Here is a 26521-nt window from a genome sequence, read left to right as displayed (position 1 = left end):
CTCGTCCTGTTCCGCCGCCACCATGCCTACCGCCCGCTCCGCTTCGCCGTCGATCGACCTGCGCATCCTGCTGCGCAGCATCGGACAGATCGTACTGCAGGCGAACGCGTTCACGGGCGCGATGCTGATCGCCGCCCTCGCGCTGACCGACTTGCGGCTCGCCTGCGCGGCACTGGTCGGCGCGGCTGCCGCGAACCTGGTCGCGGTGCTGACCGGCGCACCGCGCCGCGACGTCGAACAGGGGCTGCACGGCTTCAACGGCGCGCTGGCCGCGCTGGTGGTCGCGCTATTCGCCCCGGCCTCGCTCGCGACACTCGCGCTGGTGCCGCTCGCCGCGATCGGCGCCGGGCTCGTGCAGCGCGCGATCCGCACGCCGCTCGCGAAATGGCGGCAATGTCCGTATTCGAGCCCGTGCCTCGTCGCCACCGCGCTGTGGCTGCCGTTTGTCGCGGCGCAGCATGCGGGCGCGGTGCCTGCCGCTACCGCTCCGACGCTCGAATCGTTCGCCTCCGCACTGCTGTCGGGCGTCGCACAAACCACGTTTGCGCAAGGCGCATGGGCCGGCGTCCTGATCGCCGCCGGCATCGCCGCCGCATCGCGACGCGCGGCCGCGCTCGCACTGGCCGGCGCGATCGTGTCGACCGTGCTGCTGGTCGCGCTCGGCGCGAGCGGCGCCACGTTCGCCGACGGCCTGCTAGGCTTCAACGGCGCGCTCGCCGCACTCGCGCTGATGTCGCGCGGCACCCGCGCGGCGCTGGCGGCCGCCGCGCTGGCCGCGCTGATCCAGTGGTTCGCGATGCAGGCTGGCATCGTCGCGCTCACCGCGCCGTTCGCGCTCGCGTCGTGGATCACGGTGGCCGTCGCGCGCCGCTTTACCCTCGGAGAACCCGATGTCGTCATTCGCACACCGTCCTGATGCCGTGAAACCCGGCGGTCCGATCTCGGACGCCGAGCGCCGGCTGCGCGTCGATCTCGCCGCCGCCTATCGCCTCGTCGCGCTGAACGGCTGGGACGACCTGATCTACACGCACCTTTCCGCGACGGTGCCGGGCGAGCCCGGCCATTTCCTGATCAACCCGTTCGGTCTCACGTTCGACGAAGTGTGTGCGTCGAATCTCGTGAAGATCGACCTGGCGGGCAACCGGATCGGCGACAGCGAACACGCGGTCAACGTGACGGGCTTCGCGCTGCACGCGGCCGTGCACGCCGCGCGGCCGGACGCCGTCTGCGTGATGCATCTGCACAATACCGCCGGCATCGCGGTATCGATCCAGCGCGACGGGCTACTGCCCGCGTCGCAGCACGCGCTGAGGTTTCATGGCGACCTCGCGTACCACGACTACGAAGCGCTCGCGTTCTCGCCGGCCGAAGGCGCGCGACTGACCGCGAGCCTCGGCGCGAAATCCGCGATGCTGCTGCGCAATCACGGTACGCTGACGGTCGGCCGCACGGTCGCCGAGGCTTACGTGCTGATGGATACGCTGATCAAGGCCTGCGACATCCAGGTGCGTGCGCAGGCAGGCGGCGGGCCGCTGGTGCTGCCCGAACCCGCTGTCGCCGACCGCACGGCCGAGCAGTTGCGCGACGGCGGCGCGATCGAAGGCGCACTGGAATGGCCTGCGCTGCTGCGCCGTCTCGACCGGATCGACCGGTCGTATCGCGACTGACCGGCCGCCGTCGCCACTATCCCGACGAATCGTTCACCCCCAACCATCGGAGCATTCAGTCATGCCGACTTTCAATATCCAGTTGTTCGAAGGCCGCACGGTCGAGCAGAAGCGCGCATTCGTCGAAGCGATCACGCGCGTCACGTGCGAGACGCTCGGCTGCGACCCGGGCTCGGTCGACATCATTCTTGCCGACGTGAAGAAGGAGAACTGGGCGACGGCCGGGAAGCTGTGGAGCGACGAGCGCTGATACCGGTAGCAAGCGAATGACGGTCGGGCAATCGTCAAGCGGTGTGCGCCCGACCGTCGAGTTGTGGTGAGTGCGCCGGCGCTCCAGCCCTCATCTTCTCGCAACACATACTGCAACTGCTTGATATCTCAATATATTGGCATTGTCAGCCATTCTTTCATCAATTAGTTTTCCTGATCGTAACGACATCGACTACCACCTCTTTTCAAAAAATAAACCCACGTCACGAAAACAGCTACCTCAGCTTCCGACAAAATCTAGCCAGCGAGTCGCCGTCTTTTGGTGTCAATGCCAGCGATGAAACCCGGCAAGCAGGACCATGCCGACATTCAACTTATCATCGCAGGTGAAAACCATGGCGTTCAGAAGCTGCTTTTCCGCTCTGTTGCTTTCGTTGATGTCCCTCTCGCACGCCAGTCTCGGCAGCCCGTTGCAGGCGGGATCCGGCACGGCAACCAACCCTCCTTCCAGCCAGGTGTGGGAAGCCGTTGAAAACGGCACTGACTACAAAATCATTAAGGTTTCAGACGAGCGTTTTTTAATCGCCTACGGAAACAATAACAATATTTCAGGATACATCTCCTACGACCAGCGTAACGGCCCGATCGGTACGGAGTATGTGCCGTGGGCGTCAATTTCGTCCGACGTCACGATCGGAATTCAAGGGACAAGCAGTCAATCAATCGGTGTCATGCTAAGCATCGACGGCGAAACCACGAGCTTTGTCGCGAGGCCCTACCGGCCCCGTCATAAGGTAAGAGACCGAATCCGCCCAGGGAAATGGTCCGCAATAGTTTCCGGTACTTCGATGCAAATCCTGATCGCTCCAAACCTCGTGGACGTGTCCATCGATATTGGCAAATGCAGGCTGAACGGAAAGATAAAGTCGTCCACTCAGGATAAGACCACTCGTTTGACGTTATCACCGGCAACGATGTCCTGCCCGACGACGATCGGACATGCATTTGACGCCGCGTTGCTATTTTCGGAAGATCTTGCTGTCGTCTACACGACGGAACGAGAGTCGATAAACTTCATCTTCGTCGGTCCCGAGGCCGGCGAGAACGACCTCAACACGACACCACAGCCCCGGCATACCTCCTCCTGCACACACTGGCGAGCAATGTGCCGGGAAAAATGTTCTGCAACGCCTTTGCCCACCGGCAACTTCGGATTCAAGTTCTGGAACTGCGTCAACAGTTGCAACGCGTTGGCGGGATGCTAAAAGGGCGACCCAATGATCTCTGACAAACAAATCGCAAGTGCCCTGAACGACATGGTCTTGCAAATGGGAGCCGAACTGGATCGCTCCCTGCTGACCGTCAAGGCGTCGTGTCCGGATTCGGAATTCGTCGCCTATCGCGAATTCGTGTCGCAGGTGTTGGCCACGATGCTGATCGACTTCATGAACCCGCTCTATGCGCGGCACCCCGACCTGAAGCCGCCGGGTCTGGCTTAATATCCTCCCGCGCAACGCCGCGAACAGGCGTTGCGCCCAGCGCTTCCCTCTACTCCATTGTGCGCCCGCACATCTCGCCGTCACGCCGTCGCGTGCATGGCGCCGAACAGACGCAACGCCAGACTCAACGTCATCCCGCCCGACTATCGCCCGCGCCTGACGACCAACCCGACCGACGTGCCCACATACTTCTCGTACGCCAGCTTCAGATGCGGGATGTTCTTGTAAGGCGGCGCGTCGACGTGAAAATCGAGCGGGTGCGCATCCGGCGCGACGACGAACGGCCGGACCTCGTGCCCGCGGCTTCTCAGCCGCTCGACCAGTTCCAGCATGTCGCGGCGGCGATACAGCACGGTTTGCCCGCTGTCGAGCGTGTCGTCGTCGGAGGTCAGGTTGAATTCGGTCGTATGGACCGCGACACCGCCGACCCGCAGGCACTTTTCGACCGCATTGACGACGAACTGCTTGCCGGCCTCGAGATCGCCGAGATGCTCGAAGCAGCACGACGACCAATTGAAGTCGAAATCGCGCAGATGATCCGGGATGTGGTTCATGTCGCACGCTTCGTACGACACGCGCTCGTCGAACAGGCGTCCGTCGACGATGTCCTCGTAGCGAATCTGCGACGACGCCGCGCTGTGCTGGCCGGTGGCTTTCCAGCCGTTCGCTTCGCCGATTTCCTCCGGTGCGTCGGTCGCGACGATCCGCGCGCCCAGCTTCGCGAACAGCGCCGGTAATCGCTCGCTGCCCACACCGAATACCAGCCCGCGCGCGCCCGGTTTCACCTCGCCCGACTGCAGCAGATGGTGGATCACGAAAACCCATTCCCACAATTTGCGGTGAAACACGAAGTGGTGATTCAGCATCCCGCAGATTTCGAGGAAGCGCGGATGGTAGAAATCCGCGACGCTGCAGGTTGAATACCGCGCGAACTCCCCAGGTTGCGAGGTGGCGGTAAACGGCGGAGACGGCACGAACGGCCGTTCGACGACGCGCGGCGGCTGCCTGACCATGTCGGTCAATTCCCTGCACGTGGATTCCAGCTGCGCAATTCGCGCGTTGAGCGCTTCGATATCGCCGAGGTGACGATCGCTTCTGGTTTGCGCGGACACGGCGAACTGCGACAGCGAATTCTGAATATCCAGCACCGCGTGATACATGCGGGTCATTTGACGAAACGGGGTCATGCGCGTGATGTTCATCTATCAAATTTCTCCGAAGATGGCTTACCGCGTACTTGCTGTCAGATACCGTCGAATGTGGGCTCGCACCCCGGGGACCGGCCGGAACGGGTACGACATCATGCAATAAATCGTAACCTGCCGCCATCATGCGGGCTTGCACCGGCGCCGCGGCTGGCCCATGCATGCCCCTTCGTTGTGCGCCCGCACATCGTGCCGTCACGCAATCGGCGCATAATGCCGGACAGACGCAGCAGCCAATGGCCACCCGACAGGAGACCGCCATGGAAGCGAAGAACGAGGAAGTCGTCGCACACCTGCTCTCCGACGTCGCCGAGTTCGCGCGCGGGCGGCTGCCCGAAGCGACGTTCCGGATCGTCGAACCGTTCTTGCGTCACTACTACGATTTCGTAGACGCCGACGATCTGCAGAATCGCAGCATCGCCGATCTGTATGGCGCCGCAATGGCGCACTGGCAAACCGCCCGGAAATATGTGCCCGGCAGCGAGCGGCTGCGCGTGTACAACCCGATCCTCGAACAGCACGGCTGGCACTCGGACCACACGGTGATCGAGATCGTCAACGACGACATGCCGTTTCTCGTCGACTCGGTGACGATGGCGGTCAACCGCCTGGGGCTCGCACTGCACTCCGCGCTGCATCCGGTGTTCCGCATCTGGCGCGGCAGCAACGGCAGCATCGAGCGCGTCGACGCCGGCGGCGCAACATCCGACGACAACCGGTCGCAACTCGCATCGTTCATCCATTTCGAAGTCGACCGCTGCGGCGACGCCGCCCTGCTCGACACGCTGCGCGACGACATCGCCCGCGTGCTCGGCGACGTGCGCGCGTCGGTCGAGGACTGGCCGAAGATCGTCGACATCGCGCGCGCGACGATCAAGGACATGAAATCCCGCGAATCGACCGCGGAAGACATCGAAGCGCGCGCGTTCCTCGAATGGATGGTGGCCGACCACTTCACCTTCCTCGGCCAGCGCGATTACGCGCTGGTGTCCGACGGGCCGGGCTTCGGCCTGCGCGGGATGGAAAGGTCAGGCCTCGGGCTGCTGCGCGACGCGCTGCGCCCGTCCGGCGCGCCGGACGTGACGCCGCTGCCGCAGGCCGCCGCCGAGATCATCACCGGCCCCTGGCCGATCTTCGTGACCAAGGCGAATTCGCGCTCGACCGTGCACCGGCCCGGCTATCTCGACTACGTCGGCGTGAAGCTCGTCGGCCCCGACGGGAAGGTGGCGGGCGAGCGACGCTTCATCGGGCTCTATACGTCGACCGCCTATTTCGGCTCGTACACCGAGATCCCGATCGTGCGCCGCAAATGCGCGAACATCGTGCAGCGCGCGGGCTTCTTGCCGAAAGGACATCTCGGCAAGTCGCTGGTGACAGTGCTCGAAACCTATCCGCGCGACGAACTGTTCCAGGCCGACGAAGACCAGCTATACGACATCGCGCTCGGCATCCTGCGGCTGCAGGAACATCAGCGCACGCGCCTGTTCGTGCGGCGCGACCGCTTCGACCGCTTCGTGTCGTGCCTCGCGTTCGTGCCGCGCGACAAGTACAACACCGACCTGCGCCGGCGCATCGCGAAGCTGCTCGTCGACGCGTACAACGGCGTGAACGTCGAGTTCACGCCGCTGCTGTCGGAATCGGCGATCGCGCGCATTCACTTCGTCGTCCATGCCGAGCCGGGGACGATGCCCGACGTCGACACGCGCGAACTTGAAACGCGACTCGTGCAGGTCGCACGCCGCTGGCAGGACGATCTGGCCGACGCGCTGCTCGACGCATTCGGCGAGGAGCAAGGCAACCGCCTGCTGCAGCGCTATGCGGAATCGTTCCCGGCCGGCTATCGCGACGACTATCCGGCGCGCACTGCCGTGCGCGACATCGAGCTGATCGAACGCGTGAAGGAATCAGGCCAGCTCGCGATGAACCTGTACCGCCCGATCGAAGCGGAGCCGCGCGCGTTCCGCTTCAAGGTGTATCGCGCGGGCGACCCGATCGCGCTGTCGCGCAGCCTGCCGATGCTCGAACATCTCGGCGTGCGCGTCGACGAGGAGCGGCCGTACCGGATCCAGACGCAGGATGCCGCGCACGCGTGGGTGCACGACTTCGGGCTCGAACTTGCCGACGATACCGAGTTCGACATCGAGCGCGTGAAGGACCTGTTCGAAGACGCGTTCGATCGCATCTGGAGCGGCCGGATCGAGAACGACGATTTCAACCGCCTCGTGCTGCGCGCCCACCTGAGCGCGCGCGAGGTCACGATTCTGCGTGCGTATGCGAAATACCTGCGGCAAGTCGGCTCGACGTTCAGCGACGCGTACATCGAGCGCGCGCTGACCGGCAATCCGGCGATCGCGCGACAGCTCGTCGAACTCTTCCTGCTGCGCTTCGACCCGGCCACCGGCGACACGGGCGGCACGCGCGACGTGCAGGCCGAACGCTTGCTGAAGGCGATCGAGACGGCCCTCGACCAGGTGCCGAACCTCGACGAGGACCGGATCCTGCGCCAGTTCCTCGGCGTGATCAACGCAACCGAGCGCACCAACTATTTCCTGCGCGACGCGGACGGTGAACCGAAGCCGTACCTGTCGTTCAAGTTCGACCCGGCGAAGGTGCCGGGCCTGCCCGAACCGAAGCCGATGTTCGAGATCTGGGTGTACTCGCCGCGCGTCGAGGGCGTGCACCTGCGCGGCGGGCGCGTAGCACGCGGCGGCCTGCGCTGGTCCGATCGTCGCGAGGATTTCCGCACCGAAGTGCTCGGGCTGATGAAGGCGCAGATGGTGAAGAACGTCGTGATCGTGCCGGTCGGCTCGAAAGGCGGCTTCGTCGTGAAAAACCCGCCGCCGCCGAGCGATCGCGAAGCGTGGATGCGCGAAGGCATCGCGTGCTACCAGACCTTCCTGCGCGGGCTGCTCGACCTGACCGACAACCTCGCCGGCAACGCGATCGTGCCGCCGCCCGGCGTGGTGCGGCACGATCCCGACGATCCGTATCTCGTCGTCGCCGCCGACAAGGGCACGGCCACCTTCTCCGACTACGCGAATGCGATCTCGCACGAATACGGCTTCTGGCTCGACGACGCGTTCGCGTCCGGCGGCTCGGTCGGCTACGACCACAAGAAAATGGCGATCACCGCGCGCGGCGCATGGGAATCGGTGAAGCGGCACTTCCGCGAGATGGGCATCGATACGCAGGCTACCGACTTCACCGTGGTCGGCGTCGGCGACATGTCGGGCGACGTGTTCGGCAACGGGATGCTGCTGTCTCCGCATATCCGGCTCGTCGCGGCCTTCGATCACCGGCACGTGTTCCTCGACCCGAACCCCGATCCGGCGACGAGCTTCGCGGAGCGCCAGCGGATATTCGCGCTCGAACGCTCGAGCTGGGCCGATTACGATACGGCCGCGATCTCGTCGGGCGGCGGCGTCTATCCGCGCACCGCGAAGACGATCCCGCTGTCGCCGGCCGTGCAGGCCGCGCTCGGCATCGACGCGCACGCGCTGCCGCCGACCGAGCTGATCCGCGCGATCCTGCAGGCGCCGGTCGACCTGCTGTACAACGGCGGCATCGGCACCTATGTGAAGGCCACGCACGAAACCCACCAGCAGGTCGGCGATCGTGCGAACGACGCTGTACGCGTGAACGGCGCGGACCTGCGCTGCAAGGTCGTCGGCGAAGGCGGCAACCTGGGCTGCACGCAGTTCGGCCGCATCGAGTTCGCGCAGCGCGGCGGGCGCATCAACACCGACGCGATCGACAACTCGGCCGGCGTCGACTGTTCCGATCACGAAGTCAACATCAAGATCCTGCTCGGGCTCGTCGTCACCGACGGCGAGATGACCGAGAAGCAGCGCAACGCCCTGCTCGCGGAAATGACCGACGAAGTCGGCCTGCTCGTGCTGCGCGACAACTACTACCAGACGCAGGCGCTGTCGATCGCCGGCCGCTACAGCGTCGAGTTGCTCGATGCCGAAGCGCGCCTGATGCGCTGGCTCGAACGCGCGGGCCGCCTGAACCGCGTGATCGAATTCCTGCCGACCGACGACGAGATCGCCGAACGGCAGGCCGCGAAACAGGGCCTCACGTCGCCGGAGCGCGCGGTGCTGCTCGCGTACAGCAAGATGTGGCTCTACGACGCGCTGCTCGAAACCGACGTGCCCGAGGATCCGCTCGTCGCCGCGATGCTCGTCGACTATTTCCCGAAGCCGCTGCAACAGCGCTTCGGCGAACCGATGCACCGCCATCCGCTGCGCCGCGAGATTCTGGCGACGCACCTGACCAACGCGCTCGTCAACCGCGTCGGCTGCACGTTCGTGCACCGGCTGATGGAGGAAACCGACGCGAAGCCGGGCGACATCGTGCGCGCATGCATCATGGCGCGCGACGTGTTCGATCTCGATGCTGTGTGGCGCGACATCGATGCGCTCGACAACCGGGTCGCCGACGACGTGCAGGCGCGCATGTTCGTCGACGTCGCACGGCTGCTGGAGCGCGCGGCGCTGTGGTTCCTGCGGCATCTGCAGTCGGGCGCGGCGGCCGACGGCGGTGTCACCGGGGTGATCGCGCGCTGCCGCGATGCGGTACAGCGCATCGCGCCGCAACTGCCGTCGCTGCTGCCGGCCGACGTGCTCGACGCGCTGTCCGAGCGGCAGCGCGTGCTGGTCGAAGCCGGCGTCGACGGCGCACTGGCGGTGCGCGTCGCGAGCGGCGACATCTCGGCCGCGCTGCTCGACATCGCCGAAGTGGCCGCAACCTGCAACCGCAGCCTCGAACTCGTCGCGGGCGTCTACTTCTCGCTCGGCACGCTGCTCAACTATGGATGGATCGGCGAGCGAGCGGCGGCACTCCCGACCCCGACGCACTGGGACATGCTGGCGCGCGCGGCGGCGCTCGCGGAAGTCGCGCGGCTCAAGCGCGCGCTGGCGAGCAGCGCACTCTCGGAATCGTCGGATTCGACGGCGCCCGAGACGATCGTCCACACGTGGCGCGAACGCCGCGAGGCCGCGCTGCAGCGCTACGAGCACCTGCTTGCCGACCTGCGCGCATCGGGCGGCGCGAGCCTCGCGGTGCTGCTCGTGGTGGTGCGCGAGATGGCCGTGCTGGAACGCGCGTGACCGGCAGTCGCGGCGCTACGCCGTCGCGACAAGCAGTTCTTCCGCGTTGTTCGGCGGGTGCAGGCCATCGGTGCGCTCGGCGAAGTAGCGGCGTGTGAGCGCCGCGGCCGATACGTGTTCGGCGTGCGCGAAGCCGGCTTGCGTCGCGAGCGCGCGGATTTCCGACGGCATGAAGAAACTGATGAACGGCGTGCCGCTTGCGCGCGCGCCCTTCGCAGCCATTTCGAGGCCCGGGCGCACATCCGGATCGGCATGCTCGAGCGGCAGCAGGAACGTCATCGCGAACGTCGAGCCCGGCGCGAGCGACGCGACTTCGCGCATCGCCGCCGCGTTCGCTTCGCGCGTCAGGTACATGCTCACGCCGGTGGACACCACGACCGCCGGCTTGCCCGCATCGAAGCCCGCGCGCACGAGCGCGTCGCGCCAAGATTGCCTCGCTTCGAAATCGACCGGCACGAACCGCAGCCAGTCCGGCACGCCGAAACCGGTCTCGGTCAGGCGGCGGCGCTTCCATGCCTGCGGCGCCGGCGGATCGACTTCGAATACGGTGACGCGCGATGCCATCTCGGGCCGGCGCTGCACGAAACTGTCGAGACCCGCGCCGAGGATCACATACTGACTCACGCCCCGCGCGGCCTGCTCGACGACGAGATCCTCGATGAAGCGCGCCCGCGCGACGATCGACGCGCGAAACGGCCGCGTGAACTGCGGGTCCATGTCGCCGCGCTGCTGCCAGCCCGGCCCCGGCGCGAGCAGGCGCAGGCCGACTTCGTCGGCGAGCACGTGCGGCGGCGCATCGAGTTCGACGTGCAGCGCACGCCACAGCGCGACCCGCGCGGCGGTGCTGTCGGGGGCATCCGGCGCGTCGTGATGCTTATCGGTCATCGCCGTGACCTCACGCGTGCGGCTTGCCCGGCGCCTGCAGGCGCCAGACGCGGCCGTCCGGATCGCGCACGGTCATGTCGCGCGTGCCCCAGTGCGTGTCCTCGAACGGCGTGACCACGTCGACGATCGGCTGCGGGCGAACCGCCTCTTCGGCGGACACCTTCAGCACGACCTGCATGTCGGGAGCCTCGCTCGGCGGCACTTCGGCGATGAACAGATACGGGCCGTCGCCGCTTCTCAGCTGGCCCGAATGGTGATCGGTTTCGAATTCCAGCGTGAAGCCCAGCGCCTGGAAGAACTTTGCCGACTTGCCCCAGTTGTGCGTCGTCAGGAACACGGCTTCGATTCGCTCGGATGACATGTCACTCCTCCTCGGTGGACGGCCCGGCCCCCGGCTGTGCGGCAGCCAGATACGCGCGCAATGCGTCGGCCACCAGCGCGGACAGCGACTGCTCCGTTTCAATGGCGCGATGCTTGACCTGCCGGATCAGGCTCAGCGGCAGGTACACGTTGAATTGCCTCACTTCTTCGTCGGTCATTGGACTAGTATGCTAGCAATCTAGCAAATGTCAAACCCGGAATCGGGCACCCGCCACCGCAACGGCACGACGGACGACGCGCAGCCCGGCGCCGGCGCCACACCGCCGGGCGCTCACATGCTGGTTGCGCGTGCCGCCAGCCGTGCGAACAGCGCGTCGAGATCGAAGCCGGCGGTATCGATGCCGATCGTGTCGCGCAGGCACGCGCCCCACCCGGCCGCATCGTCGAACGTCGTCGTGCGTCCCGCGCCCGCCGCATCGCGCACCGTCAGCGTGGTGTTGAACAGCGCCGCGCGGCCGTCCGGCAGCACGCGACACGCGATCAGGTCGTTTACGAAGATCGATTCGGGATACGTCGACGTGAACCAGTTCGCGGCTTCGTAATCGATCCACTCGGCCGGTTTCAGCGAAAAGCGGTAGGTGGTCTGCCAGCCGTCGGGGATCTCGAACTGCATGTCGAACTCACCGTCGATCGGCGCGTCGACGACGCGGAACGCACCGTGCGGCGTCGACTGCCGCTCGCCCGGCACGAAGCGCAGCGGCGCGGTCAGCGTCGCGCTGCCGAAGCCGATGTCCGCGAGCCAGGTCGCGCCGTCGAGATCGATGCGCAGCAGCATGTGCGTCTGCGCGGTGACGGCCTCCGGCGGCCGCATCCAGCGCACGCGCGCGATCAGCGGCGTCACGCGAAAGCCAAGCGTCGTGAGCGCGGTATGGAACAGCTTGTTGAGTTCGAAGCAATAGCCGCCGCGGCGGTGCCGGACCACCTTGTCGACGATCGCGGGCAGGTCCAGCGCGACGCGCGTACCGGTCAGCGGATTGAGGTTTTCGAACGGAATCGCCTGCGGGTGCAGCAGATGCAATCGGCGCAGCACGTCGAGCGACGGCTCGGCCGGGCCGTCGTAGCCGATGCGGGCGAAGTAGCGCGGGAGGTCGAACGAGTCAGTCATGAACCGGCACCGATAACAGGGGACACGCCACGATAGCATCGAGCGAAACCCCCATGTTACGCGGGGCCATCCTGGCGAGCCGCGCGCGACGCCGGCACCGCGTCGCGCACGGTATGCGGTGCCGTTACGGCAGCAGCTTCAGCGCGGACGATGCGACCGGCGGCACCGCAATGCCCTGGCTCGTCGCGAACTGCACGGCCTGGCTGAGCGTCGAGGTGAGCGACTGCAGTTGGCCCGGCGCGCTTTGCGCGATATACGACGCGGCCTGCATGTTCTGCGGGTTCAGGCCCGACTGCAGCAGCGACGCGGCGCTCGTCGAACCGAGATTGCCGAGCCCGGACTGCAGTTGCGAATACTGCGTGAGGCCCTGGCCGAGCGACGCGAGGCCGCTGCTGAAAGCCTGCTTGTCGACCGGGCCTTGCGTCGCGCCACCGCTCGCGAAGGCCTGCCCGAGCGCCTGCGAGACCGACTGCTGCGCGCCGCCCATCCGCGACAGCGCGGCCGGCGTCAATGCGTTGCCGTCGCCCAGCAGGCCGGCAGCCTGCTGCGCCTGCCCGGCCGCGCCGGTCAGCCCCATCGCCGATGCGAGCGACGACTGGCCGGCCAGCACCTGCCGGTTCGCGCCGACGTACGCCTGCATCAATTGCGCGACGCCGCCCTGCGCGGGCGCGGCCTGTTGCTGCCCGCCACCGAGCAGCGACGATCCGATCGACTGCAGGTCGAGTTGCGCATGCGCGGTGCCGTTCACGCCAAGCAGGATGCCGAATGCGATGCCCGCCGCTGCCAGGCGCTTGCCCGTCGCGCGAATGTGCTCCATGTGTTTCCCTCGTGCCGGAATGATTGAGGCCGACATTTTCGAAGCGCGTCGCGCACCGCCGCAACGACTGAAACACATCGAAACGAAATCGCCTGTCGATGCCGCTTGCAATTCCGCCGTCTCATTACCTCGCGTCGCGCATTCATCCGGACCGGCTGCGCGATATCAAGCACACATCGAAATTCGTTCCTTTTCCGCATCAATATCGTTTATTTCGGGTTCCGGCAATTGACGACGGGATGCGTGTTTCTTACGATTCGCTCCGCTTCCGCTTTCAATTTCCCGCGCGCTGCCGCGCGACGCGCTCATCGCCTTACCCGCAAGGAATTTCATGTCGCCTGTTTCGCTGCCCGGTCCCGCGCCCGTCGTCGTGGCCGACCGCTCGTCACGCCGCGCGTCGCACCGCATTTCCCGTCGCACGCCCCGCCGCCTGTCCGTCGTCGCGCTCGCGTGCGCCGCCCAGCTGATCGCCGGCGCGGCCTTCGCGCAAGAGGCGCCGAAGACGGCGTCCGCACCACAACCCGAAGCGGACGCGCCCGCCTCCGACAGCCTGTGGACGCGCGACACGCTGCTCGGCGACATGGGCGGCATTCGCCCGTGGCTCGGCAAGTACGGCGTCACGTTCGCGCTGACCGAAACGAGCGAGTTGCTGGGCAACCTGCGCGGCGGCCTCGAGCGCGGCGTCGCGTACCACGGCGTGACGACGATGACGCTCGGCGTCGATACCGACAAGGCATTCGGCTGGAAAGGCGGCAATTTCAGCGTCAGCGCACTGCAGATCCACGGCCGCCAATTCAGCCCGAACTATCTCGGCACGCTGAACACGGCGAGCGGCATCGAAGCCGACGACGCCACGCGACTGTGGGAACTCTGGTATCAGCAGGCGCTGCTCGACGACCGCGTCGACGTGCGGGTCGGCCAGCAGGCCGTCGACCAGGAATTCCTGACCAGCGAGTACTCGTCGCTCTTCCTCAACACGATGTTCGGCTGGCCCGCGCTGCCGTCGTACGACCTGCCGAGCGGCGGCCCCGCGTATCCGCTGTCCGCGCTCGGCGTGCGGGTGCGCGCGAAGCTCACGCCGTCGCTGACGGCGCTCGCCGGCGTGTTCGACGGCGACCCGGTCGGCAACAACCCGAACAATCGCAGCGGCACGAACTTCAACCTGCACGACGGCGCGTTCTTCATCGGCGAGCTGCAATACGCGATCAACCAGGCAGGCGCCGCTGGCGGCACGAAAACGCCGGCCGGGCTGCCCGGCACCTACAAGCTCGGCGTCTGGTATCACAGCGGCAGCTTCGCGGACCAGCGCGACGACACGACGGGCCGCTCGCTCGCGAGCGCCGATTCGAGCGCGATCGGCCGGCCGCATCGCGGCGACTACAGCGTATATGCGGTGGCCGATCAGATGGTGTGGCGCGCCGGCCCCGACAGCCCGCGCAGCCTCGGCGTGTTCGCGCGCGTGATGGGCGCGCCGGGCGACCGCAATCTCGTCAGCGCGGCGGCCAACGTCGGCGTCGTGCTGAAGGCGCCGTTCGCCGGCCGCGACAACGACTCGGCGGGCCTCGCGCTCACCTACATCAAGGTCGGCCGTCACGCGCGCGCGCTCGACCGGGATGCGCTCGCATTCGACGGCGCGCCGTATGGCGTGCGCGGCAGCGAGACCGCACTGGAAGCCACCTACAACTATCAGGTCGCGCCGTGGTGGCAGATCCAGGCCGACGCGCAGTACACGTTCAATGCGGGCGCCGGCCAGAATCCGTCGGATCCGCGTGCGTCGCTGCGCAATACGTTCGTGCTCGGCCTGCGGACCAACATTGCGTTCTAATGTGCACGGCGGCGAGCGTGCATCGGCATGCGCGCCCGCCGCTCTTTGTCGACCACCCCGGCGCGGCGCGCGTCAGGCAGCCATCCAGTCAGGCACGCGCTGGCCGACCCAGTCGGCCGCCCGTTCGTAGCCACGCGCGAGTTGCAGCACCGCGAGATCCGCGCGCGGCCGGCCGATCAGCTGCATCCCCATCGGCAGCCCCGCGTCGTTGAAACCGACCGGCACGCTGATCACCGGGCAGCCGGCCAGCGTCCACGGCACAACCGTTTCCATCCAGCGATGGTACGTATCCATGGCACGGCCCGCGATCTCCGTCGGCCAGCGCTGCTCGACGTCGAACGGGAACACCTGCGCCGTCGGCGCGGCGATGAAGTCGTAGCGATCGAAGAAACTCAACACGGCCTGGTGCCACGCGGTGCGCTCGATGCTCGCATCGAACACCGCCGCACCCTGCATCGCGAGCAACCCTTCGACCTCGTAGATCGCCTCAGGCTTCAACAGCGCGCGCCGCGCCGGGTCGCGATAGTGCGCGAGCAGTCCGCCGCCCGACAGCAGGTGACGATGCGCGAGCCACAGGCGCCAGATCCGGTCGGGCGCAAACGCCGGCAGCGCGGCATCGACGTCGCAGCCGATCTCGCGCAGCGTCGCCAAGCCCTTTTCGCACTGTGCGAGCACACCGGGTTCGGTTGCCAGATAGCCGTTCCAGTCTCCGACCCATGCGATGCGTTCGCCGCGCAGATCCTTGTCGAGCGGCTTCGCGAACACGGCCGGATCCTCCGCGAGCGACAGCGGATCGTTCGGATCGTAGCCGGCCTGGATCGACAGCAGTTGCGCGACGTCGCCGACCGTGCGGCCCATCGGCCCTTCGATGCCGAGCTGCTGCATGTACACGTCGACGCCCGGCCAGCGCGGCACGCGACCCTGCGACGGGCGGAAACCGTAGATGTTGCAGAACGCGGCCGGATTGCGCAGCGAGCCGCCAAAGTCACTGCCATCCGCGACCGGCAACATCCGCGCTGCCAACGCCGCCGCCGTGCCGCCGCTGCTGCCGCCGGCACTCTTCGTCAGGTCGTACGGATTGCGCGTCGCGCCGTGGATTTCGTTGAACGTATGCGAGCCGAGACCGAACTCCGGCGTATTGGTCTTGCCGATGAAGATGGCGCCGGCCGCACGCATCCGTCCGACGCCGACCGAATCCGCCTGCGGCACGTTATCGCGAAAGATCGGCGAGCCGTAGGTCGTGCGCAGCCCCTTCGTCATCGCGAGATCCTTCGGCGCCTGCGGCATCCCGTGCAGCCAGCCCTGATACTCGCCGCGTGCGAGCGCGGCATCCTTTTCGGCGGCTTCGGCGAGCAATGTGTCGCGATCGCGCAGCGAAACCAGCGCATTCACCGCGCCGTTCACGCGCTCGACGTGATCGAGATACGCGCGCATCGTCTCGACGCAGGACACCGTCTTGCTGCGGATCGCCGATGCGAGCTCGCCGGCCGACAGGCGCACGATCGGGTCGACGGTGATGGATGCGGGGGCGAGAAGCTGCGGGGCGCCGTGCGGCATGCGGGGTCTCCTGAAACCGGAATGGTAGGCGGGCCGCGTGACGGCAGCAGTCCGCCCCGGCGGCCGGAACGGGCCGCGCCGCGGCCGATGATGCTCTACTCTACGCGACGCCGGACGGGCGACCTTCGATATTTTCCGTCGCGATTCATTGAGGATCCGACTAAATCGATGTGGCGCTCCGCTGGATCGGATTACCCCATCGCGCGGCCGTTCGCGCCGGGCCTGCCGATAAAAATGTTTATGCGCATAAACTTAAATTTCTTATATTTCTAATAGGCGCCGCCCGACGCAGCGGGACGTTAACGACATTTTTACGCGGCCGCCCGATCTCTTTAGATTGCGCGATCCTGCGCCCCGCTACGCTGGAAACATCTCGATTTCGGGGCATTCTCCATGCTCAAGCTGCTGGTTCCGGTCGGTCACTCACCCCGCTCGCTTCAGGCGGTCCGCCATGCGACGTTCCTGTACCGCGAACGCTGCGCGTCGGAGATCGTGCTGATCAACGTACAGGCGCCGCTCGAGGCGACGCGGCTCGAGGCCTTTCACCCGCTGTCGCGGCTGCGCTCGATCGAGGAGAAATTCGCGTGCGACGATCTGGCGATGGCCGAGCAGATTCTGCGGGAAGCCGGCGTGCGCTACAGCGTCGTGAAGAAGGTCGGGCCGGTGGCCGATACGATCGCGACCGTTGCGGCCGAAACCGGATGCGACGAAATCGTCGTCGTCGCACCGCGGCACGATCCCCTTCACTCGCTGCTGTCGATGTTCGGGCGCAGCATGATGGCGCGGCTCGTGCGGATCTCGAATGTGCCGGTGACCGCGGTGCAATAAGCGGTGCGCCCGCTTCGCGTCGCGGGTTTCGTCGCGGCGCGCACTGCGCGGCATCGCGACTGAAACGCTGCCGAAGCGCCGATGTGCCGGCCCGAACGGACACGGGATCGAAGCGCGCAACAGCAGGGCGATTCCTGTCGCGCGGCGCTTACTTGATGACCTTGCGCCAGAACACCAGATAGGTCGCTGCGGACGACGCCACCAGCAGAATTGCCCACATCGGCGCCAGACTGATCAACACGGAAGACACGTCAAGCATTTGGATTCCTCACTATTTCGATAGCGATGTTCAATACGTAGCGGCTTCGCCAGGAACCGATGTGCTCATCGCTCGCCGCCCATCGCGCTCCGTCAAAACATGTATTCATGCTATCGCTTTGAACGGCAGCTCGACCGTCGCGCCCCGTCCGTACTCTGATATTCGTCAAATTCGCGTCAATCGCGCGCCTGCTACGCCGCCTCCCCCCTGTTTTTCCCGGCTGGAACGCAACAAAATGGGACACGATCCCCGCTGACGGTCAGCGTTTCAGCAGACGTTTACCGGGGGGAACCCCCAAGTGTTTCTTCGAACCGGTCCGCGTTACGCTTGAGCGACTAGGAGACGAACCATGAGACGAACCGTACACGTCGTTTTTTTCGCGCTGCTGGTTTATCTGATCGGCGACCGTGCAATGCTGCACGCGCAAGGCCGCGACGCGAGCCCGCTGGCGTGCACGCAGGCTGCCGAACAGATCAAGTACGACGCGCTCAGCCGAGGCTTCGGCAACGCGGCGGCCGGCAGCCAGAGCGAAGCCTTCATGTCCGGTTGCCTGGTGACCGGACGCGGTGCGCCGGATGTCGCGATGGCGTCCCGCTGACGCAGAGCAACAACCGAGTCGGTTGCGCTCGCATCGAACGGGTTAATCGAAGCCGGTCGCAGTCAGCGCGCGTCGTCGTTTTCCCGTTGTGCACCGCCGCAACCATTGACATGCGGGTAGCGGCAGCGCGCCGTCGAATCGGCCCGAATGCCGGCACGTGAGCGGCCACCGCAGTACGTCGGGCATGCGCTCGTTATAGCGCCGGGTGTGTGTCTCCCGGCAACGTCCGTCGCGGCCCGGCACTTGGGCCGACGTCGTTCGCGTGCGCGCTGCGCACGCCCCCTCTCCTGCACCCTCTGCTTCCACACGTGCTGAACAAGTCTGCTTTCCGTAACAGTTCTCGCCCGCTCACCCCGCCTCCGGACGAATCACCAGCTCGTTGAATCCGGTGCCCGCATCGGGCTCGCGGGAGAAACGATGTGCGGGCAACAGCACGAGCAGTATCTCGGCAGTCGTGCGGACCACGCACCCGCTCGAGACGTGCCCGCCCGATACGCGACCTTGCGCATCCGACACCGACATATGCAGGTGTGCACCGTCCGGCGATACCGAACCGGCGAGCGTCAGGATCTCGAGGTCGCCGCGCAGTTCGGTTGGCGCGTCCACGCCGGCAAAACGCAACTGCGCGACGTTCAGGCTGCCGATGCCCTGGATGACGAAGGCCGCGTGCGCGTCGAGCCCGCGCAACGCATGCTCGATCGACGCGCGCAGATCGTCGCCGGTGGAAAGACGCAGAGGATGGGCTTGCATGGTCGGTAACGTGCTCGCGGTTCCGGGTTTCAACCAAGAGTACGTTTGGCCATGCGATCCGGCAAGACACTGGTCAGAAGGAATCCCTCCGCGTCACACCGTGAACCGCTCGCTCGCGAACTGCGCATCCGGCACGCCGGCCCCGACCGCGACTTCCATCGCCCTCTCCGCCAGCGGCGGCGGCCTGCGCACGTAGATATCCGGCAGCACCGAACCCTGCGCGAGCGCCGCGCGCAACGCCTCGACCAGTGTGCCGCGAAAACCGGCCCAATCCGCCCCCGCCCATCGGCACGCGCACGATCAGCGGATCGCCCGGCCGCGCGTGCTCGCGCAGATAGGTCGAGAACCGGCCGTCCGGCCGCAGCCGGATCAGGAATTCGAGGCACCCGTCCCAGTTGCGCGTGTTGGCCGGTGCCGGCCGTCTGTTCGGGCAATGCGTGCAGATCGCCGAGCTCGTGGCCCGACACGAGGATCGCCTTGCCCGCCACCGGCGTCACATGCACGGCGCTCGGCTGCTGCGCGACGAAGCGCCCGGTGTTCGCGCTGCCAAGCAGTTCCATCACCGTCATGGTTAATCGGAGCGGATCCGTTCCGGATGTACCGGATGCAGCGGAAATTTCATGGCCATCGTTCGTCGTCTTCCCGGTATCGTCATGCACGCTACCGTTCGACGCCAGTCCACCGCGCAACGGCACCGATGCGACATTCGTTCGCACCGCACACGCCGCGTTGACCAGGGCACGCCCCCGGCTCTGGAAAATTCATGCATGGGGCTGACCCTAGGCATGCGGACGCGATTCGTCTAGTCTGCACGATCTTGCGCGGCACGCGCCGGCCACCCGAACACGATCCGATGACTCCCATTCCGAACCGACCATCCCGCCTGCGCGGCGGCCTGCTTGGCCTGCTGATCGGCGACGCGCTGGGCGTCCCGTATGAATTCCACGCCGCGTCGGCACTCCCCTCCCCCGCCGCGATCGACATGACGCCGCCACCGGGCTTTGCGCGCACGCACGCCGGCGTGCCGCCCGGCACCTGGAGCGACGACGGCGCGCAGGCGCTCGCATTGCTCGATGCGCTGTCGCACGACCGCGGCCTGAATCTCGACACCTTCGCCGGCAACCTGCAGGACTGGCTTCATCGCGGCGCGTTCACGCCGGACGGCCGCGTGTTCGACGTCGGCCTGCAGACGCAGCGTGCGCTTCACGCACTGGCAGCCGGCACCACCTCGGCCGCGGCCGGCCCCGCCGATGAGCGCGACAACGGCAACGGATCGCTGATGCGCTGCTTTCCGGTCGTCATGGTCGCCGCGTCACGCGACGAAGCGATCCGGCTTGCGCGCAAGCAGAGCGTCGTCACGCACGCGCATCCGCGCTCGCAGCTGTGCTGCGCGCTGTATGCGTTGACGGCACTCGGAATCGTCGACGGCCAGCCCGCGCCCGATGCGGTACGCACGGCGGAAGACGAACTCCTGACGCGCTACGAAGGCACGGTCGACGCGTTCGAACTGAAGGTCGTGCTCGACGGCCGCTTCGATGCACCGCAAGGCTCGGGCTACGTGGTCGACAGCTTCTGGTCGGCTATCCATTGCCTGTTGTCGACGGACAGCTACGAAGACTGCGTGAAGCGAGCGATCGCGCTCGGCAACGACACCGACACGACCGCGGCGATCGCGGGCAGCCTCGCCGGCGCACTGCATGGCGAGCAGGCGCTGCCGGACCGATGGGTCACGATGCTGCGTGGAAGGGACATGGTCGAGGGCTGGCTCACGCAAGCATGAACGTGTGGCAGCACCCCGGCCGAGTGTCGAATCGAACCCGGCGGCCGCAGATTCGCGAAGTCCGCGATCGCCGGATCAATACCGCGTGCCCGGCCACGTTATCCGCGCGGATCGCTCGCGAGCAACCCGTACAGCGCGCTGTCCGACACCTCGTCGCCGACGATCCAGCGTTCGCGCAGCACGCCTTCCCTGACGAATCCGAGCTTTTCGAGCAGCCCGGCCGATGCGACGTTGCGCGGATCGATGTCGGCTTCGATGCGATTCAGGCGCAGCGTGCCGAACGCGTGCTCGAGCACGGCCGCTGCCGCCTCGCGCATATATCCGCCGCGCCAGTACCGACGACGCAGGCTGAAGCCGATCTCGGCACGCCGGCATTGCTCATGCGCATGAAACAGCACGCATTCGCCAAGCACATCGCCGGTGTCGCGCGCTTCGAGTACGCAAACCAGATCCTGGCCGCTGGCGGTCGTAGTCAGATTGCGCGCGACGCGCTCGGCAGCCTGTGCCGGATCGGTGAGCGGTGCAAACGAGAAATAGCGCATGGCTTCCATATCCGACCAGATGTCGAAGAATGCATGCGCATCCGTTTCGCGAAGCGGGCGCAGGACGAGGCGGGAAGTATGCAGCGTGACGGGCTGGAACAAGGGCATGGCGACGGCCGGCGAAAAAAACGGGACCGCGAATTAGAACATGCAAGCCGCACGTGCACGCTGCCCGGCGCGTTCGATCCGCGCCAATGCAAAAAGGCCCGGACATCGTCCGGGCCTTCCCTGTCGACCGTTGCTGCCAGCCGCGCTTACGCTTCCAGCGCTTCGAGCACCTTGCCCTTCGTCTCGATCCCGACGAAGTGCACGGTCACCGCCGCGATCAGCGGGACGATGCCGATCAGGTAGAACGCCGGCGCGAGATTGCCGCCGACGATCGCGTGCGGCACGATCATCGGCGCCGCGAACGACGCAACCTTCAGCCACGCGCTGCCGAGCCCGCAGCCCGACGCGCGGATGCTCGTCGGATATTGTTCCGGCGTATAGACGTACGCGGTGATGAAGCCCGACGCCATCAGCCCGAGCGACAGCGAGCAGAAGATCGCGACGACGTACACCGACGAGGCGTGATAGATGCCCGCCAACGCCAGCGACAACGCACACAACACGAACGACCACACGATCACCGGCTTGCGGCCGAGCTTGTCGACCAGCAGCGCGGACGCGAGCGAACCGAACACGCCCATCACCGAGCCGATCACCGCGAGGTTCAGCGCGAGTTGCAGCGGCGCGTGATAGAAGTTCTTGTAGATCGTCGGCAGCCACGTGGACAGCCCGTACTGGATGAACCCGCAGGTCGCCCACAGCGTCGCCACCGCGAGCGTGCGCTTGCGATACGCGGCGCTGAACAGGTCGCTCATGCGGCGCTTCGGGTGCTGGCGCACCATCTCGTCGAACGCGGCCGCCTGCGTGACGGGCGGCAGTTCGCCGCGCACCGCCGATTCGAACACGCCCACCGCACGCCCGGCTTCCGCGAGCCGCCCGCGCGACGCGAGCCAGCGCGGCGATTCCGGCACGAGATGCGTGAGCAGCAGCGCGAGGATCAGCGGCAACCCGCCGACGAAGTACATGATCTCCCAGCCGAACCTCGGCACGAGCCATGCGCCGAGCGCCATCGATACCAGCAGGCCGATCGGGAACACGATTTCGTACAGCAGCACGAAACGGCCACGGCCGTGCGCGCGCGTGATTTCGTTGATGTACGTTGCCGCCACCGGCAACTCGCCGCCGAGACCGAGCCCCTGCAGGATCCGCAGCAGCACGAATATCTCGAACGTCGGCGCGAAGCCGCACGCGATGCTGGTGACGCCGATCACGGCCGAGCTCCATGCAATCGCCTTCACGCGGCCGTGCTTCTCCGCCAGCGCGGGAAACAGGAATGCGCCGATCAGCTGGCCGATCGCGCCGGACGCGATCAACATGCCGATCTGCGTCGGCGACAGCCCCCATTTGTGAATCAGCAGCGGCAGCGTCGCCGCGATCGTGATCACGTCGAAGCCGTCGAAGAACGTCGCGGTGCCGATCAGCACGCGCGCGCGGATCTGCATCGAGTTGGCCGGAAGCCGCTCGAGCCGCGCGATGATCGCGCCGGGCGTGGAGGCGGCGGCTTCCATCGTGGCCCTGCCGGCCACGACGTTGTCGAAAGTGCTCATGCGGGGTGTCTCCTGGATCTTTTTACCGGGTTGGCCGGTCAGGCAAGCGCTTGGGTCGTGTCTGCCAGGGCTTCCGTATCCACTGCCCGGCCCTGGTTCATCCACTTGCGCGCGAGCTTGAGCTCGCGTGCGTTGTTGACGGCGATGACACCTCTCACGTGCCCTTCACCAACGAAAAACAGCGTCGCGCGTCGCGCGCCGAGATCGCCGCGCACGACGACCTGTGCGTCGGCCGGCAGATCGCCGAGGATCTGTAGATTCACGTCGTACTGATCGGACCAGAACCACGGAATCTCCGCATACGGCGCACGCACGCCAAGCACGGCCTTCGCCGCCGCGATCGCCTGGTTCTGCGCGTTCGCCCACGATTCAAGCCGCACGCGCCGCTTCAGCCAGCCGTTGTGATGGTTCGCCACGTCGCCGCACGCGAAGATCGCCGGATCGCTGGTCGCACCGAATTCGTCGACGACGATGCCGTCGTCGATCGCCAGGCCCGCATCGCTCGCGAGCGTCGCGTTCAGCGCGAGGCCGATGCCGGCCACCGCGAAATCGGCGTCGATCGTCGTGCCGTCGGCGAGCGTGGCGCGGACCTTCGACGCGTCGCCCGGCTGCGCGTCGAGCGACGCGAGCGCCGCGCCGACCCGCACGTCGACGCCGTTCGCGCGATGCAGGTCGAGCAGGAAGTCCGACACGATCTGCGGCACCGAACGCCCGCACAGACGCGGCGCGCCTTCGACGACGACCGCGTCGACGCCGAGCTTGCGCGCGGTGGCCGCGACTTCGAGACCGATCCAGCCGCCGCCGATCACCAGCACGCGCCGGCTCGCACGCAGCTTCTCGCCGAGTGCGGCCGCTTCGTCAAGCGTGCGCAGGTAATGCAGGTTCGGCGTGTTGACGATCGCATCGGGCAAACGACGCGAGGTGCCGCCGGTCGCGATCACGAGCCGGTCATATTCGATCTCGCGGCCGCTTTCGGTCTTCACCACGCGGCGCGCGCGGTCGATCGACGCCGCACGCTCCGGCTGCCATGCGTCGACGTTCAGTGCGTCGAATTCGTCCGGACGCACCACGCGCACCGTTTCGATGTCGGCGTCGCCGGCCAGTACGGCCTTCGACAGCGGCGGACGCTCGTACGGCAGGTGCGGCTCGTCGGCGATCATCACGAGACGGCCCGCGAACCCTTCCGCGCGCAGCGTCTTCAGCACCCAGCCGGCCGCCTGGCCGCCGCCGATCACGACGACGGTGCCGGGCGCGGCCGGCGCCTGCGTGTTCGCTTCGGTCATGATTTGCGCTCCGTCATGAACTTGCCTTCCGGCGCCTTCGCGTTCTTCTGCCGGCGCGTGTTGCCGTCGAGACCGCCGTCGACGGCCCATTCGGCGAACACGGTCGGGCCCGGTTCGAATTCGCGCGGCTGCCATTCGGGCGTCAGCACGTCTTCGTCCGCGTAGTACTCGATCAGCGCGCCGGCCGGATTCTGGAAGTACCAGAAGTACGCGGACGACACCGGGTGACGACCCGGGCCGAGCTGCGTTTCCCAGCCGCAGCGGTCGATGTGCATGCCGCCGCCGAACACTTCGTGGATGTCGCGCACGGTGAACGCGACATGGTTCAGGCCGCGCTTGCCGTTGGGCAGCGCGAGCAGGAACAGGTCGTGATGGCCGCCGTGCGGCGCGCAGCGCATGAACGCGCCACGGCCCGGGTAACGATCCGACGTCTCGAAGCCGAGCAGCTCGTGATAGAACGTCTCCTGCGCGTCGAGGCAGTTCGTGAAGAACACCACGTGCCCGACCTCGACCGGCTCGGCGCGCGCATAGATCGGGCTTGGCTGGTCGACCCGCGCCGTCTGGCCCCACACGTTCGACGGCGAGCCGGTGATGTCGAGTGCGCGCTTGCGCGTCACTTCGACGCGGATCGCCATGCCGTTCGGATCGATGCAGCCGACCGCATCGTCCTGCGCGTAATAGCCTGGCTGGCCGGCCAGCTTCGTGCGCAGCGCGTCGACGTCCTGCTGCGTCGCGACGCCCCACGTGACTTCACGCAGCGTCGGACCCGCTTCGAATGCAGGCGGCAACGACGGATCATCGCCTTTCACGACCAGCACGGTGCAGCCGTTCATCGTCTCGAAACGGGCGCGCGTGTCGTCGTGCGCGATTTCCTTCAAGCCCCAGTCGGCGAAAAAGCGCCTGCACGTCGCGAGGTCGTCGACCCCGTACGTGATCTGCTCGATACCCAAGATGCTCATTGCGTCATTCCCCTTCGCTCAGTTTGCCCACGGCAGCGGCGCGTCGTTCAAGCCCCAGTAGAGGCTCTTCTGTTGCATGTACTCGCGGATGCCGAGACGCCCTTTCTCGCGGCCCATCCCGCTCTCCTTCCAGCCCGAGAACGGCGTGGAGATCGAGAACAGCTTGTACGTGTTGATCCAGACGGTGCCCGTCTCCAGCGCGCGCGCGGTGCGCCATGCGCGCTTGTAGTCGCGCGTCCAGATGCCGGCGGCAAGACCGAACACGCTGTCGTTCGCCTGCGCGATCAGCGATGCGTCGTCGTCGAACGGCATCGCGACCAGCACCGGCCCGAAGATTTCTTCCTGGCAGATGCGTGCGCTATTCGGCAAGCCTTCGAGAATCGTCGGCTGATAGAAGAAGCCGTTCTCGCGCCCGTCGCCGGACGGCCGCTCGCCGCCGCACAGCAGGCGGCCGCCTTCTTCCAGCCCGAGCGCGACGTAGCGCTCCACCGATTCGCGATGCTTCGCGGTGATCAGCGGACCCATCTGCGTGTCGGGACGCGTCGGGTCGCCCACGCGCAGCTTGCGCGCGCCGGCCACCAGCCGCTGCATGAATGCGTCGTACACCGCGCGGTGCACGAACAGGCGCGAGCCGGCGATGCACGCCTCGCCCGACGAGCTGAAGATCCCGTACAACACGCCGTTCACCGCATGATCGAGATCCGCGTCGTCGAACACGATCGTCGGCGACTTGCCGCCGAGCTCCAGCGACACGGGCATCAGCTTTTCCGCCGCGATGCGCGCGATGCCGCGGCCCACTTCGGTGCCGCCGGTGAACGACACCTTCTTCACGAGCGGATGGCGCACCAGCACGTCGCCGATCACCGAGCCCTTGCCGGGCAGCACGCTCAGCACGCCCTTCGGCACGCCGGCTTCCTCGCAGATGCGGGCCAGCGCGAGCGACACGAGTGGCGTGACTTCGGCCGGCTTGAGCACCACCGCGTTGCCGCCGGCGAGCGCCGGCGCGAGCTTCTGCGCGTCGGAGGCGATCGGCGAGTTCCACGGCGTGATCGCCGCGATCACGCCGATCGGCTCGTGCACGCTCATCGTCAGGTAATCGCCGCGCGACGGCGTCAGTTCTTCGTCGAGTGTTTCCAGGCACGCCGCGAAATAACGAAACGTATTCGCCGCGCTCGCCACCAGCACGCGCGTCTCGCCGATCGGCTTGCCATTGTCGCGGCGCTGCAGGTTCGCGAGCGCCTCGTGACGCTGCATGATCAGGTCGGCGATCCGGTACAGCACCAGCGCACGCTGGTGCGGCTTGAGGCCGGCCCAGTCGGCGCGACGCCACGCGGCGTCGGCGGCCACGACGGCGTCGGCCGCGTCTTCCGCGTTCGCCGTCGACACTTCCATGTTCAGCGACTGGTCGGCCGGATAGATGCTCGCGTAAGGCGCGCCACGGCCGCGCCGCCACTCGCCGCCGATCAGGATGTCGCCGTTGGGTACGAGGCTCGTATCGAAAGGAGTCATGTCACAAGTCCCACAAATCTGTCTCTGCGCAGCCGCCCGCGCCGTGGCGCAGGCGGGCGTTCAATGGCCCGAATGCCGGGTTGGCCTGCCGTCCCG

General features: G+C 66.7%; 25 protein-coding genes and 1 pseudogene. 10 read left to right on the top strand and 16 right to left on the bottom strand.

Annotated elements, in window-relative coordinates; genetic code table 11:
- The first annotated feature begins 22 nt into the window (after positions 1 to 22).
- From J7024_RS09850 to J7024_RS09830, 5 genes are all read left to right on the top strand, one after another.
- Complete coding sequence (locus J7024_RS09850; RefSeq protein WP_175750404.1) at positions 23 to 916, top strand: urea transporter; 894 nt, start codon at positions 23 to 25, stop codon at positions 914 to 916.
- Positions 891 to 1667 carry a class II aldolase/adducin family protein gene (locus J7024_RS09845; RefSeq protein ID WP_124828341.1) on the top strand — a complete coding sequence of 259 codons (777 nt, stop codon included), beginning with the start codon at positions 891 to 893 and terminating at the stop codon, positions 1665 to 1667. The genes J7024_RS09850 and J7024_RS09845 overlap by 26 nt, the downstream gene beginning before the upstream one ends.
- A 61-nt stretch (positions 1668 to 1728) precedes the next feature.
- Positions 1729 to 1917: a 4-oxalocrotonate tautomerase gene (locus J7024_RS09840; protein WP_014898956.1), complete on the top strand. Its 189-nt coding sequence runs from the start codon at positions 1729 to 1731 to the stop codon at positions 1915 to 1917.
- 319 nt (positions 1918 to 2236) lie between these two features.
- Positions 2237 to 3142, top strand: a complete 906-nt coding sequence (locus tag J7024_RS09835; RefSeq protein WP_124828343.1) for a hypothetical protein — start codon at positions 2237 to 2239, stop codon at positions 3140 to 3142.
- Positions 3143 to 3154: 12 nt separating this feature from the next.
- The gene (locus tag J7024_RS09830) at positions 3155 to 3376 is read left to right on the top strand and encodes a hypothetical protein (RefSeq protein WP_096501091.1); all 222 of its coding nucleotides are present in this window, start codon (positions 3155 to 3157) and stop codon (positions 3374 to 3376) included.
- A 143-nt stretch (positions 3377 to 3519) separates the two neighbouring features.
- Here J7024_RS09830 and J7024_RS09825 read toward each other — a convergent pair whose 3' ends face one another.
- Positions 3520 to 4578 carry an SAM-dependent methyltransferase gene (locus J7024_RS09825; protein WP_233410019.1) on the bottom strand — a complete coding sequence of 353 codons (1059 nt, stop codon included), beginning with the start codon at positions 4576 to 4578 and terminating at the stop codon, positions 3520 to 3522.
- A 263-nt stretch (positions 4579 to 4841) separates the two neighbouring features.
- Between J7024_RS09825 and J7024_RS09820 the strand changes: the two genes are divergently transcribed.
- On the top strand, positions 4842 to 9692 hold the full coding sequence (locus tag J7024_RS09820) for an NAD-glutamate dehydrogenase (protein ID WP_175759923.1): 4851 nt from the start codon (positions 4842 to 4844) through the stop codon (positions 9690 to 9692).
- A 15-nt stretch (positions 9693 to 9707) separates the two neighbouring features.
- Here J7024_RS09820 and J7024_RS09815 read toward each other — a convergent pair whose 3' ends face one another.
- From J7024_RS09815 to J7024_RS09790, 6 genes are all read right to left on the bottom strand, one after another.
- On the bottom strand, positions 9708 to 10577 hold the full coding sequence (locus J7024_RS09815; protein ID WP_124828345.1) for a class I SAM-dependent methyltransferase: 870 nt from the start codon (positions 10575 to 10577) through the stop codon (positions 9708 to 9710).
- 10 nt (positions 10578 to 10587) lie between these two features.
- Positions 10588 to 10938, bottom strand: coding sequence for a VOC family protein (locus J7024_RS09810; RefSeq protein WP_124828346.1), 351 nt, complete (start codon positions 10936 to 10938; stop codon positions 10588 to 10590).
- A 1-nt stretch (position 10939) separates the two neighbouring features.
- Positions 10940 to 11116, bottom strand: a complete 177-nt coding sequence (locus tag J7024_RS09805) for a ribbon-helix-helix protein, CopG family (protein ID WP_175786449.1) — start codon at positions 11114 to 11116, stop codon at positions 10940 to 10942.
- A gap of 113 nt (positions 11117 to 11229) precedes the next feature.
- On the bottom strand, positions 11230 to 12063 hold the full coding sequence (locus tag J7024_RS09800; protein ID WP_124828348.1) for an arylamine N-acetyltransferase family protein: 834 nt from the start codon (positions 12061 to 12063) through the stop codon (positions 11230 to 11232).
- Between the two features lie 124 nt (positions 12064 to 12187).
- Positions 12188 to 12880, bottom strand: a complete 693-nt coding sequence (locus tag J7024_RS09795; RefSeq protein WP_124828349.1) for a hypothetical protein — start codon at positions 12878 to 12880, stop codon at positions 12188 to 12190.
- Between the two features lie 165 nt (positions 12881 to 13045).
- Positions 13046 to 13213, bottom strand: a complete 168-nt coding sequence (locus J7024_RS09790; protein ID WP_175750402.1) for a hypothetical protein — start codon at positions 13211 to 13213, stop codon at positions 13046 to 13048.
- Here J7024_RS09790 and J7024_RS09785 point away from each other — a divergent pair.
- A complete protein-coding gene (locus tag J7024_RS09785; RefSeq protein ID WP_124828350.1) occupies positions 13212 to 14705 on the top strand; it encodes a carbohydrate porin in 1494 nt (497 codons plus the stop codon). The genes J7024_RS09790 and J7024_RS09785 overlap by 2 nt on opposite strands.
- Before the next feature lie 72 nt (positions 14706 to 14777).
- Here J7024_RS09785 and J7024_RS09780 read toward each other — a convergent pair whose 3' ends face one another.
- The gene (locus tag J7024_RS09780; RefSeq protein WP_124828351.1) at positions 14778 to 16262 is read right to left on the bottom strand and encodes an amidase; all 1485 of its coding nucleotides are present in this window, start codon (positions 16260 to 16262) and stop codon (positions 14778 to 14780) included.
- A gap of 393 nt (positions 16263 to 16655) precedes the next feature.
- Between J7024_RS09780 and J7024_RS09775 the strand changes: the two genes are divergently transcribed.
- Together J7024_RS09775 and J7024_RS09770 are read left to right on the top strand one after the other, a co-directional pair.
- Positions 16656 to 17090: a universal stress protein gene (locus J7024_RS09775; RefSeq protein WP_124828352.1), complete on the top strand. Its 435-nt coding sequence runs from the start codon at positions 16656 to 16658 to the stop codon at positions 17088 to 17090.
- A gap of 608 nt (positions 17091 to 17698) precedes the next feature.
- Positions 17699 to 17947, top strand: a complete 249-nt coding sequence (locus J7024_RS09770; protein ID WP_124828353.1) for an adhesin — start codon at positions 17699 to 17701, stop codon at positions 17945 to 17947.
- 348 nt (positions 17948 to 18295) lie between these two features.
- Here the strand turns inward: J7024_RS09770 and J7024_RS09765 are convergent, their stop codons facing one another.
- The 3 genes and pseudogenes from J7024_RS09765 to J7024_RS09750 form a co-directional block, all read right to left on the bottom strand.
- On the bottom strand, positions 18296 to 18697 hold the full coding sequence (locus tag J7024_RS09765; RefSeq protein WP_124828354.1) for a PPC domain-containing DNA-binding protein: 402 nt from the start codon (positions 18695 to 18697) through the stop codon (positions 18296 to 18298).
- Positions 18698 to 18790: 93 nt separating this feature from the next.
- On the bottom strand, positions 18791 to 18934 hold the full coding sequence (locus J7024_RS37480) for a hypothetical protein (protein WP_233410117.1): 144 nt from the start codon (positions 18932 to 18934) through the stop codon (positions 18791 to 18793).
- Between the two features lie 170 nt (positions 18935 to 19104).
- Positions 19105 to 19275, bottom strand: a pseudogene (locus tag J7024_RS09750) (hydroxylamine reductase); the annotation flags it as partial.
- 275 nt (positions 19276 to 19550) lie between these two features.
- Here J7024_RS09750 and J7024_RS09745 point away from each other — a divergent pair.
- Positions 19551 to 20477 (top strand): ADP-ribosylglycohydrolase family protein, encoded by a 927-nt coding sequence (locus J7024_RS09745; RefSeq protein WP_124828355.1) that lies wholly within the window; start codon positions 19551 to 19553, stop codon positions 20475 to 20477.
- A 98-nt stretch (positions 20478 to 20575) separates the two neighbouring features.
- Here J7024_RS09745 and J7024_RS09740 read toward each other — a convergent pair whose 3' ends face one another.
- The 5 genes from J7024_RS09740 to J7024_RS09720 all read right to left on the bottom strand — a co-directional run bounded on the left by J7024_RS09740 (position 20576) and on the right by J7024_RS09720 (position 26425).
- Complete coding sequence (locus J7024_RS09740) at positions 20576 to 21127, bottom strand: GNAT family N-acetyltransferase (protein WP_124828356.1); 552 nt, start codon at positions 21125 to 21127, stop codon at positions 20576 to 20578.
- Between the two features lie 146 nt (positions 21128 to 21273).
- On the bottom strand, positions 21274 to 22674 hold the full coding sequence (locus J7024_RS09735; RefSeq protein WP_124828357.1) for an MFS transporter: 1401 nt from the start codon (positions 22672 to 22674) through the stop codon (positions 21274 to 21276).
- Positions 22675 to 22712: 38 nt separating this feature from the next.
- Positions 22713 to 23957 carry an NAD(P)/FAD-dependent oxidoreductase gene (locus J7024_RS09730; RefSeq protein ID WP_124828358.1) on the bottom strand — a complete coding sequence of 415 codons (1245 nt, stop codon included), beginning with the start codon at positions 23955 to 23957 and terminating at the stop codon, positions 22713 to 22715.
- A complete protein-coding gene (locus tag J7024_RS09725) occupies positions 23954 to 24916 on the bottom strand; it encodes a VOC family protein (protein ID WP_124828359.1) in 963 nt (320 codons plus the stop codon). The genes J7024_RS09730 and J7024_RS09725 overlap by 4 nt, the downstream gene beginning before the upstream one ends.
- An 18-nt stretch (positions 24917 to 24934) precedes the next feature.
- A complete protein-coding gene (locus tag J7024_RS09720; RefSeq protein ID WP_124828360.1) occupies positions 24935 to 26425 on the bottom strand; it encodes an aldehyde dehydrogenase in 1491 nt (496 codons plus the stop codon).
- Positions 26426 to 26521 lie beyond the last annotated feature (96 nt).

Origin of the sequence: Burkholderia sp. WTPI3, assembly GCF_021483755.1 — a bacterium.
Classification (GTDB): Bacteria; Pseudomonadota; Gammaproteobacteria; order Burkholderiales; family Burkholderiaceae; genus Burkholderia.
Note: the sequence above shows the minus strand (reverse complement) of the source record. Positions and strands in the feature narration are given on the sequence as shown.

Coding starts and splice junctions, on each gene's coding strand:
- J7024_RS09850 (WP_175750404.1), top strand. CDS start 23: ATGCCTACCGCCCGCTCCGCTTCGCCGTCGATCGACCTGCGCATCCTG.
- J7024_RS09845 (WP_124828341.1), top strand. CDS start 891: ATGTCGTCATTCGCACACCGTCCTGATGCCGTGAAACCCGGCGGTCCG.
- J7024_RS09840 (WP_014898956.1), top strand. CDS start 1,729: ATGCCGACTTTCAATATCCAGTTGTTCGAAGGCCGCACGGTCGAGCAG.
- J7024_RS09835 (WP_124828343.1), top strand. CDS start 2,237: ATGCCGACATTCAACTTATCATCGCAGGTGAAAACCATGGCGTTCAGA.
- J7024_RS09830 (WP_096501091.1), top strand. CDS start 3,155: ATGATCTCTGACAAACAAATCGCAAGTGCCCTGAACGACATGGTCTTG.
- J7024_RS09825 (WP_233410019.1), bottom strand. CDS start 4,578: ATGAACATCACGCGCATGACCCCGTTTCGTCAAATGACCCGCATGTAT.
- J7024_RS09820 (WP_175759923.1), top strand. CDS start 4,842: ATGGAAGCGAAGAACGAGGAAGTCGTCGCACACCTGCTCTCCGACGTC.
- J7024_RS09815 (WP_124828345.1), bottom strand. CDS start 10,577: ATGACCGATAAGCATCACGACGCGCCGGATGCCCCCGACAGCACCGCC.
- J7024_RS09810 (WP_124828346.1), bottom strand. CDS start 10,938: ATGTCATCCGAGCGAATCGAAGCCGTGTTCCTGACGACGCACAACTGG.
- J7024_RS09805 (WP_175786449.1), bottom strand. CDS start 11,116: ATGACCGACGAAGAAGTGAGGCAATTCAACGTGTACCTGCCGCTGAGC.
- J7024_RS09800 (WP_124828348.1), bottom strand. CDS start 12,063: ATGACTGACTCGTTCGACCTCCCGCGCTACTTCGCCCGCATCGGCTAC.
- J7024_RS09795 (WP_124828349.1), bottom strand. CDS start 12,880: ATGGAGCACATTCGCGCGACGGGCAAGCGCCTGGCAGCGGCGGGCATC.
- J7024_RS09785 (WP_124828350.1), top strand. CDS start 13,212: ATGTCGCCTGTTTCGCTGCCCGGTCCCGCGCCCGTCGTCGTGGCCGAC.
- J7024_RS09790 (WP_175750402.1), bottom strand. CDS start 13,213: ATGAAATTCCTTGCGGGTAAGGCGATGAGCGCGTCGCGCGGCAGCGCG.
- J7024_RS09780 (WP_124828351.1), bottom strand. CDS start 16,262: ATGCCGCACGGCGCCCCGCAGCTTCTCGCCCCCGCATCCATCACCGTC.
- J7024_RS09775 (WP_124828352.1), top strand. CDS start 16,656: ATGCTCAAGCTGCTGGTTCCGGTCGGTCACTCACCCCGCTCGCTTCAG.
- J7024_RS09770 (WP_124828353.1), top strand. CDS start 17,699: ATGAGACGAACCGTACACGTCGTTTTTTTCGCGCTGCTGGTTTATCTG.
- J7024_RS09765 (WP_124828354.1), bottom strand. CDS start 18,697: ATGCAAGCCCATCCTCTGCGTCTTTCCACCGGCGACGATCTGCGCGCG.
- J7024_RS09745 (WP_124828355.1), top strand. CDS start 19,551: ATGACTCCCATTCCGAACCGACCATCCCGCCTGCGCGGCGGCCTGCTT.
- J7024_RS09740 (WP_124828356.1), bottom strand. CDS start 21,127: ATGCCCTTGTTCCAGCCCGTCACGCTGCATACTTCCCGCCTCGTCCTG.
- J7024_RS09735 (WP_124828357.1), bottom strand. CDS start 22,674: ATGAGCACTTTCGACAACGTCGTGGCCGGCAGGGCCACGATGGAAGCC.
- J7024_RS09730 (WP_124828358.1), bottom strand. CDS start 23,957: ATGACCGAAGCGAACACGCAGGCGCCGGCCGCGCCCGGCACCGTCGTC.
- J7024_RS09725 (WP_124828359.1), bottom strand. CDS start 24,916: ATGAGCATCTTGGGTATCGAGCAGATCACGTACGGGGTCGACGACCTC.
- J7024_RS09720 (WP_124828360.1), bottom strand. CDS start 26,425: ATGACTCCTTTCGATACGAGCCTCGTACCCAACGGCGACATCCTGATC.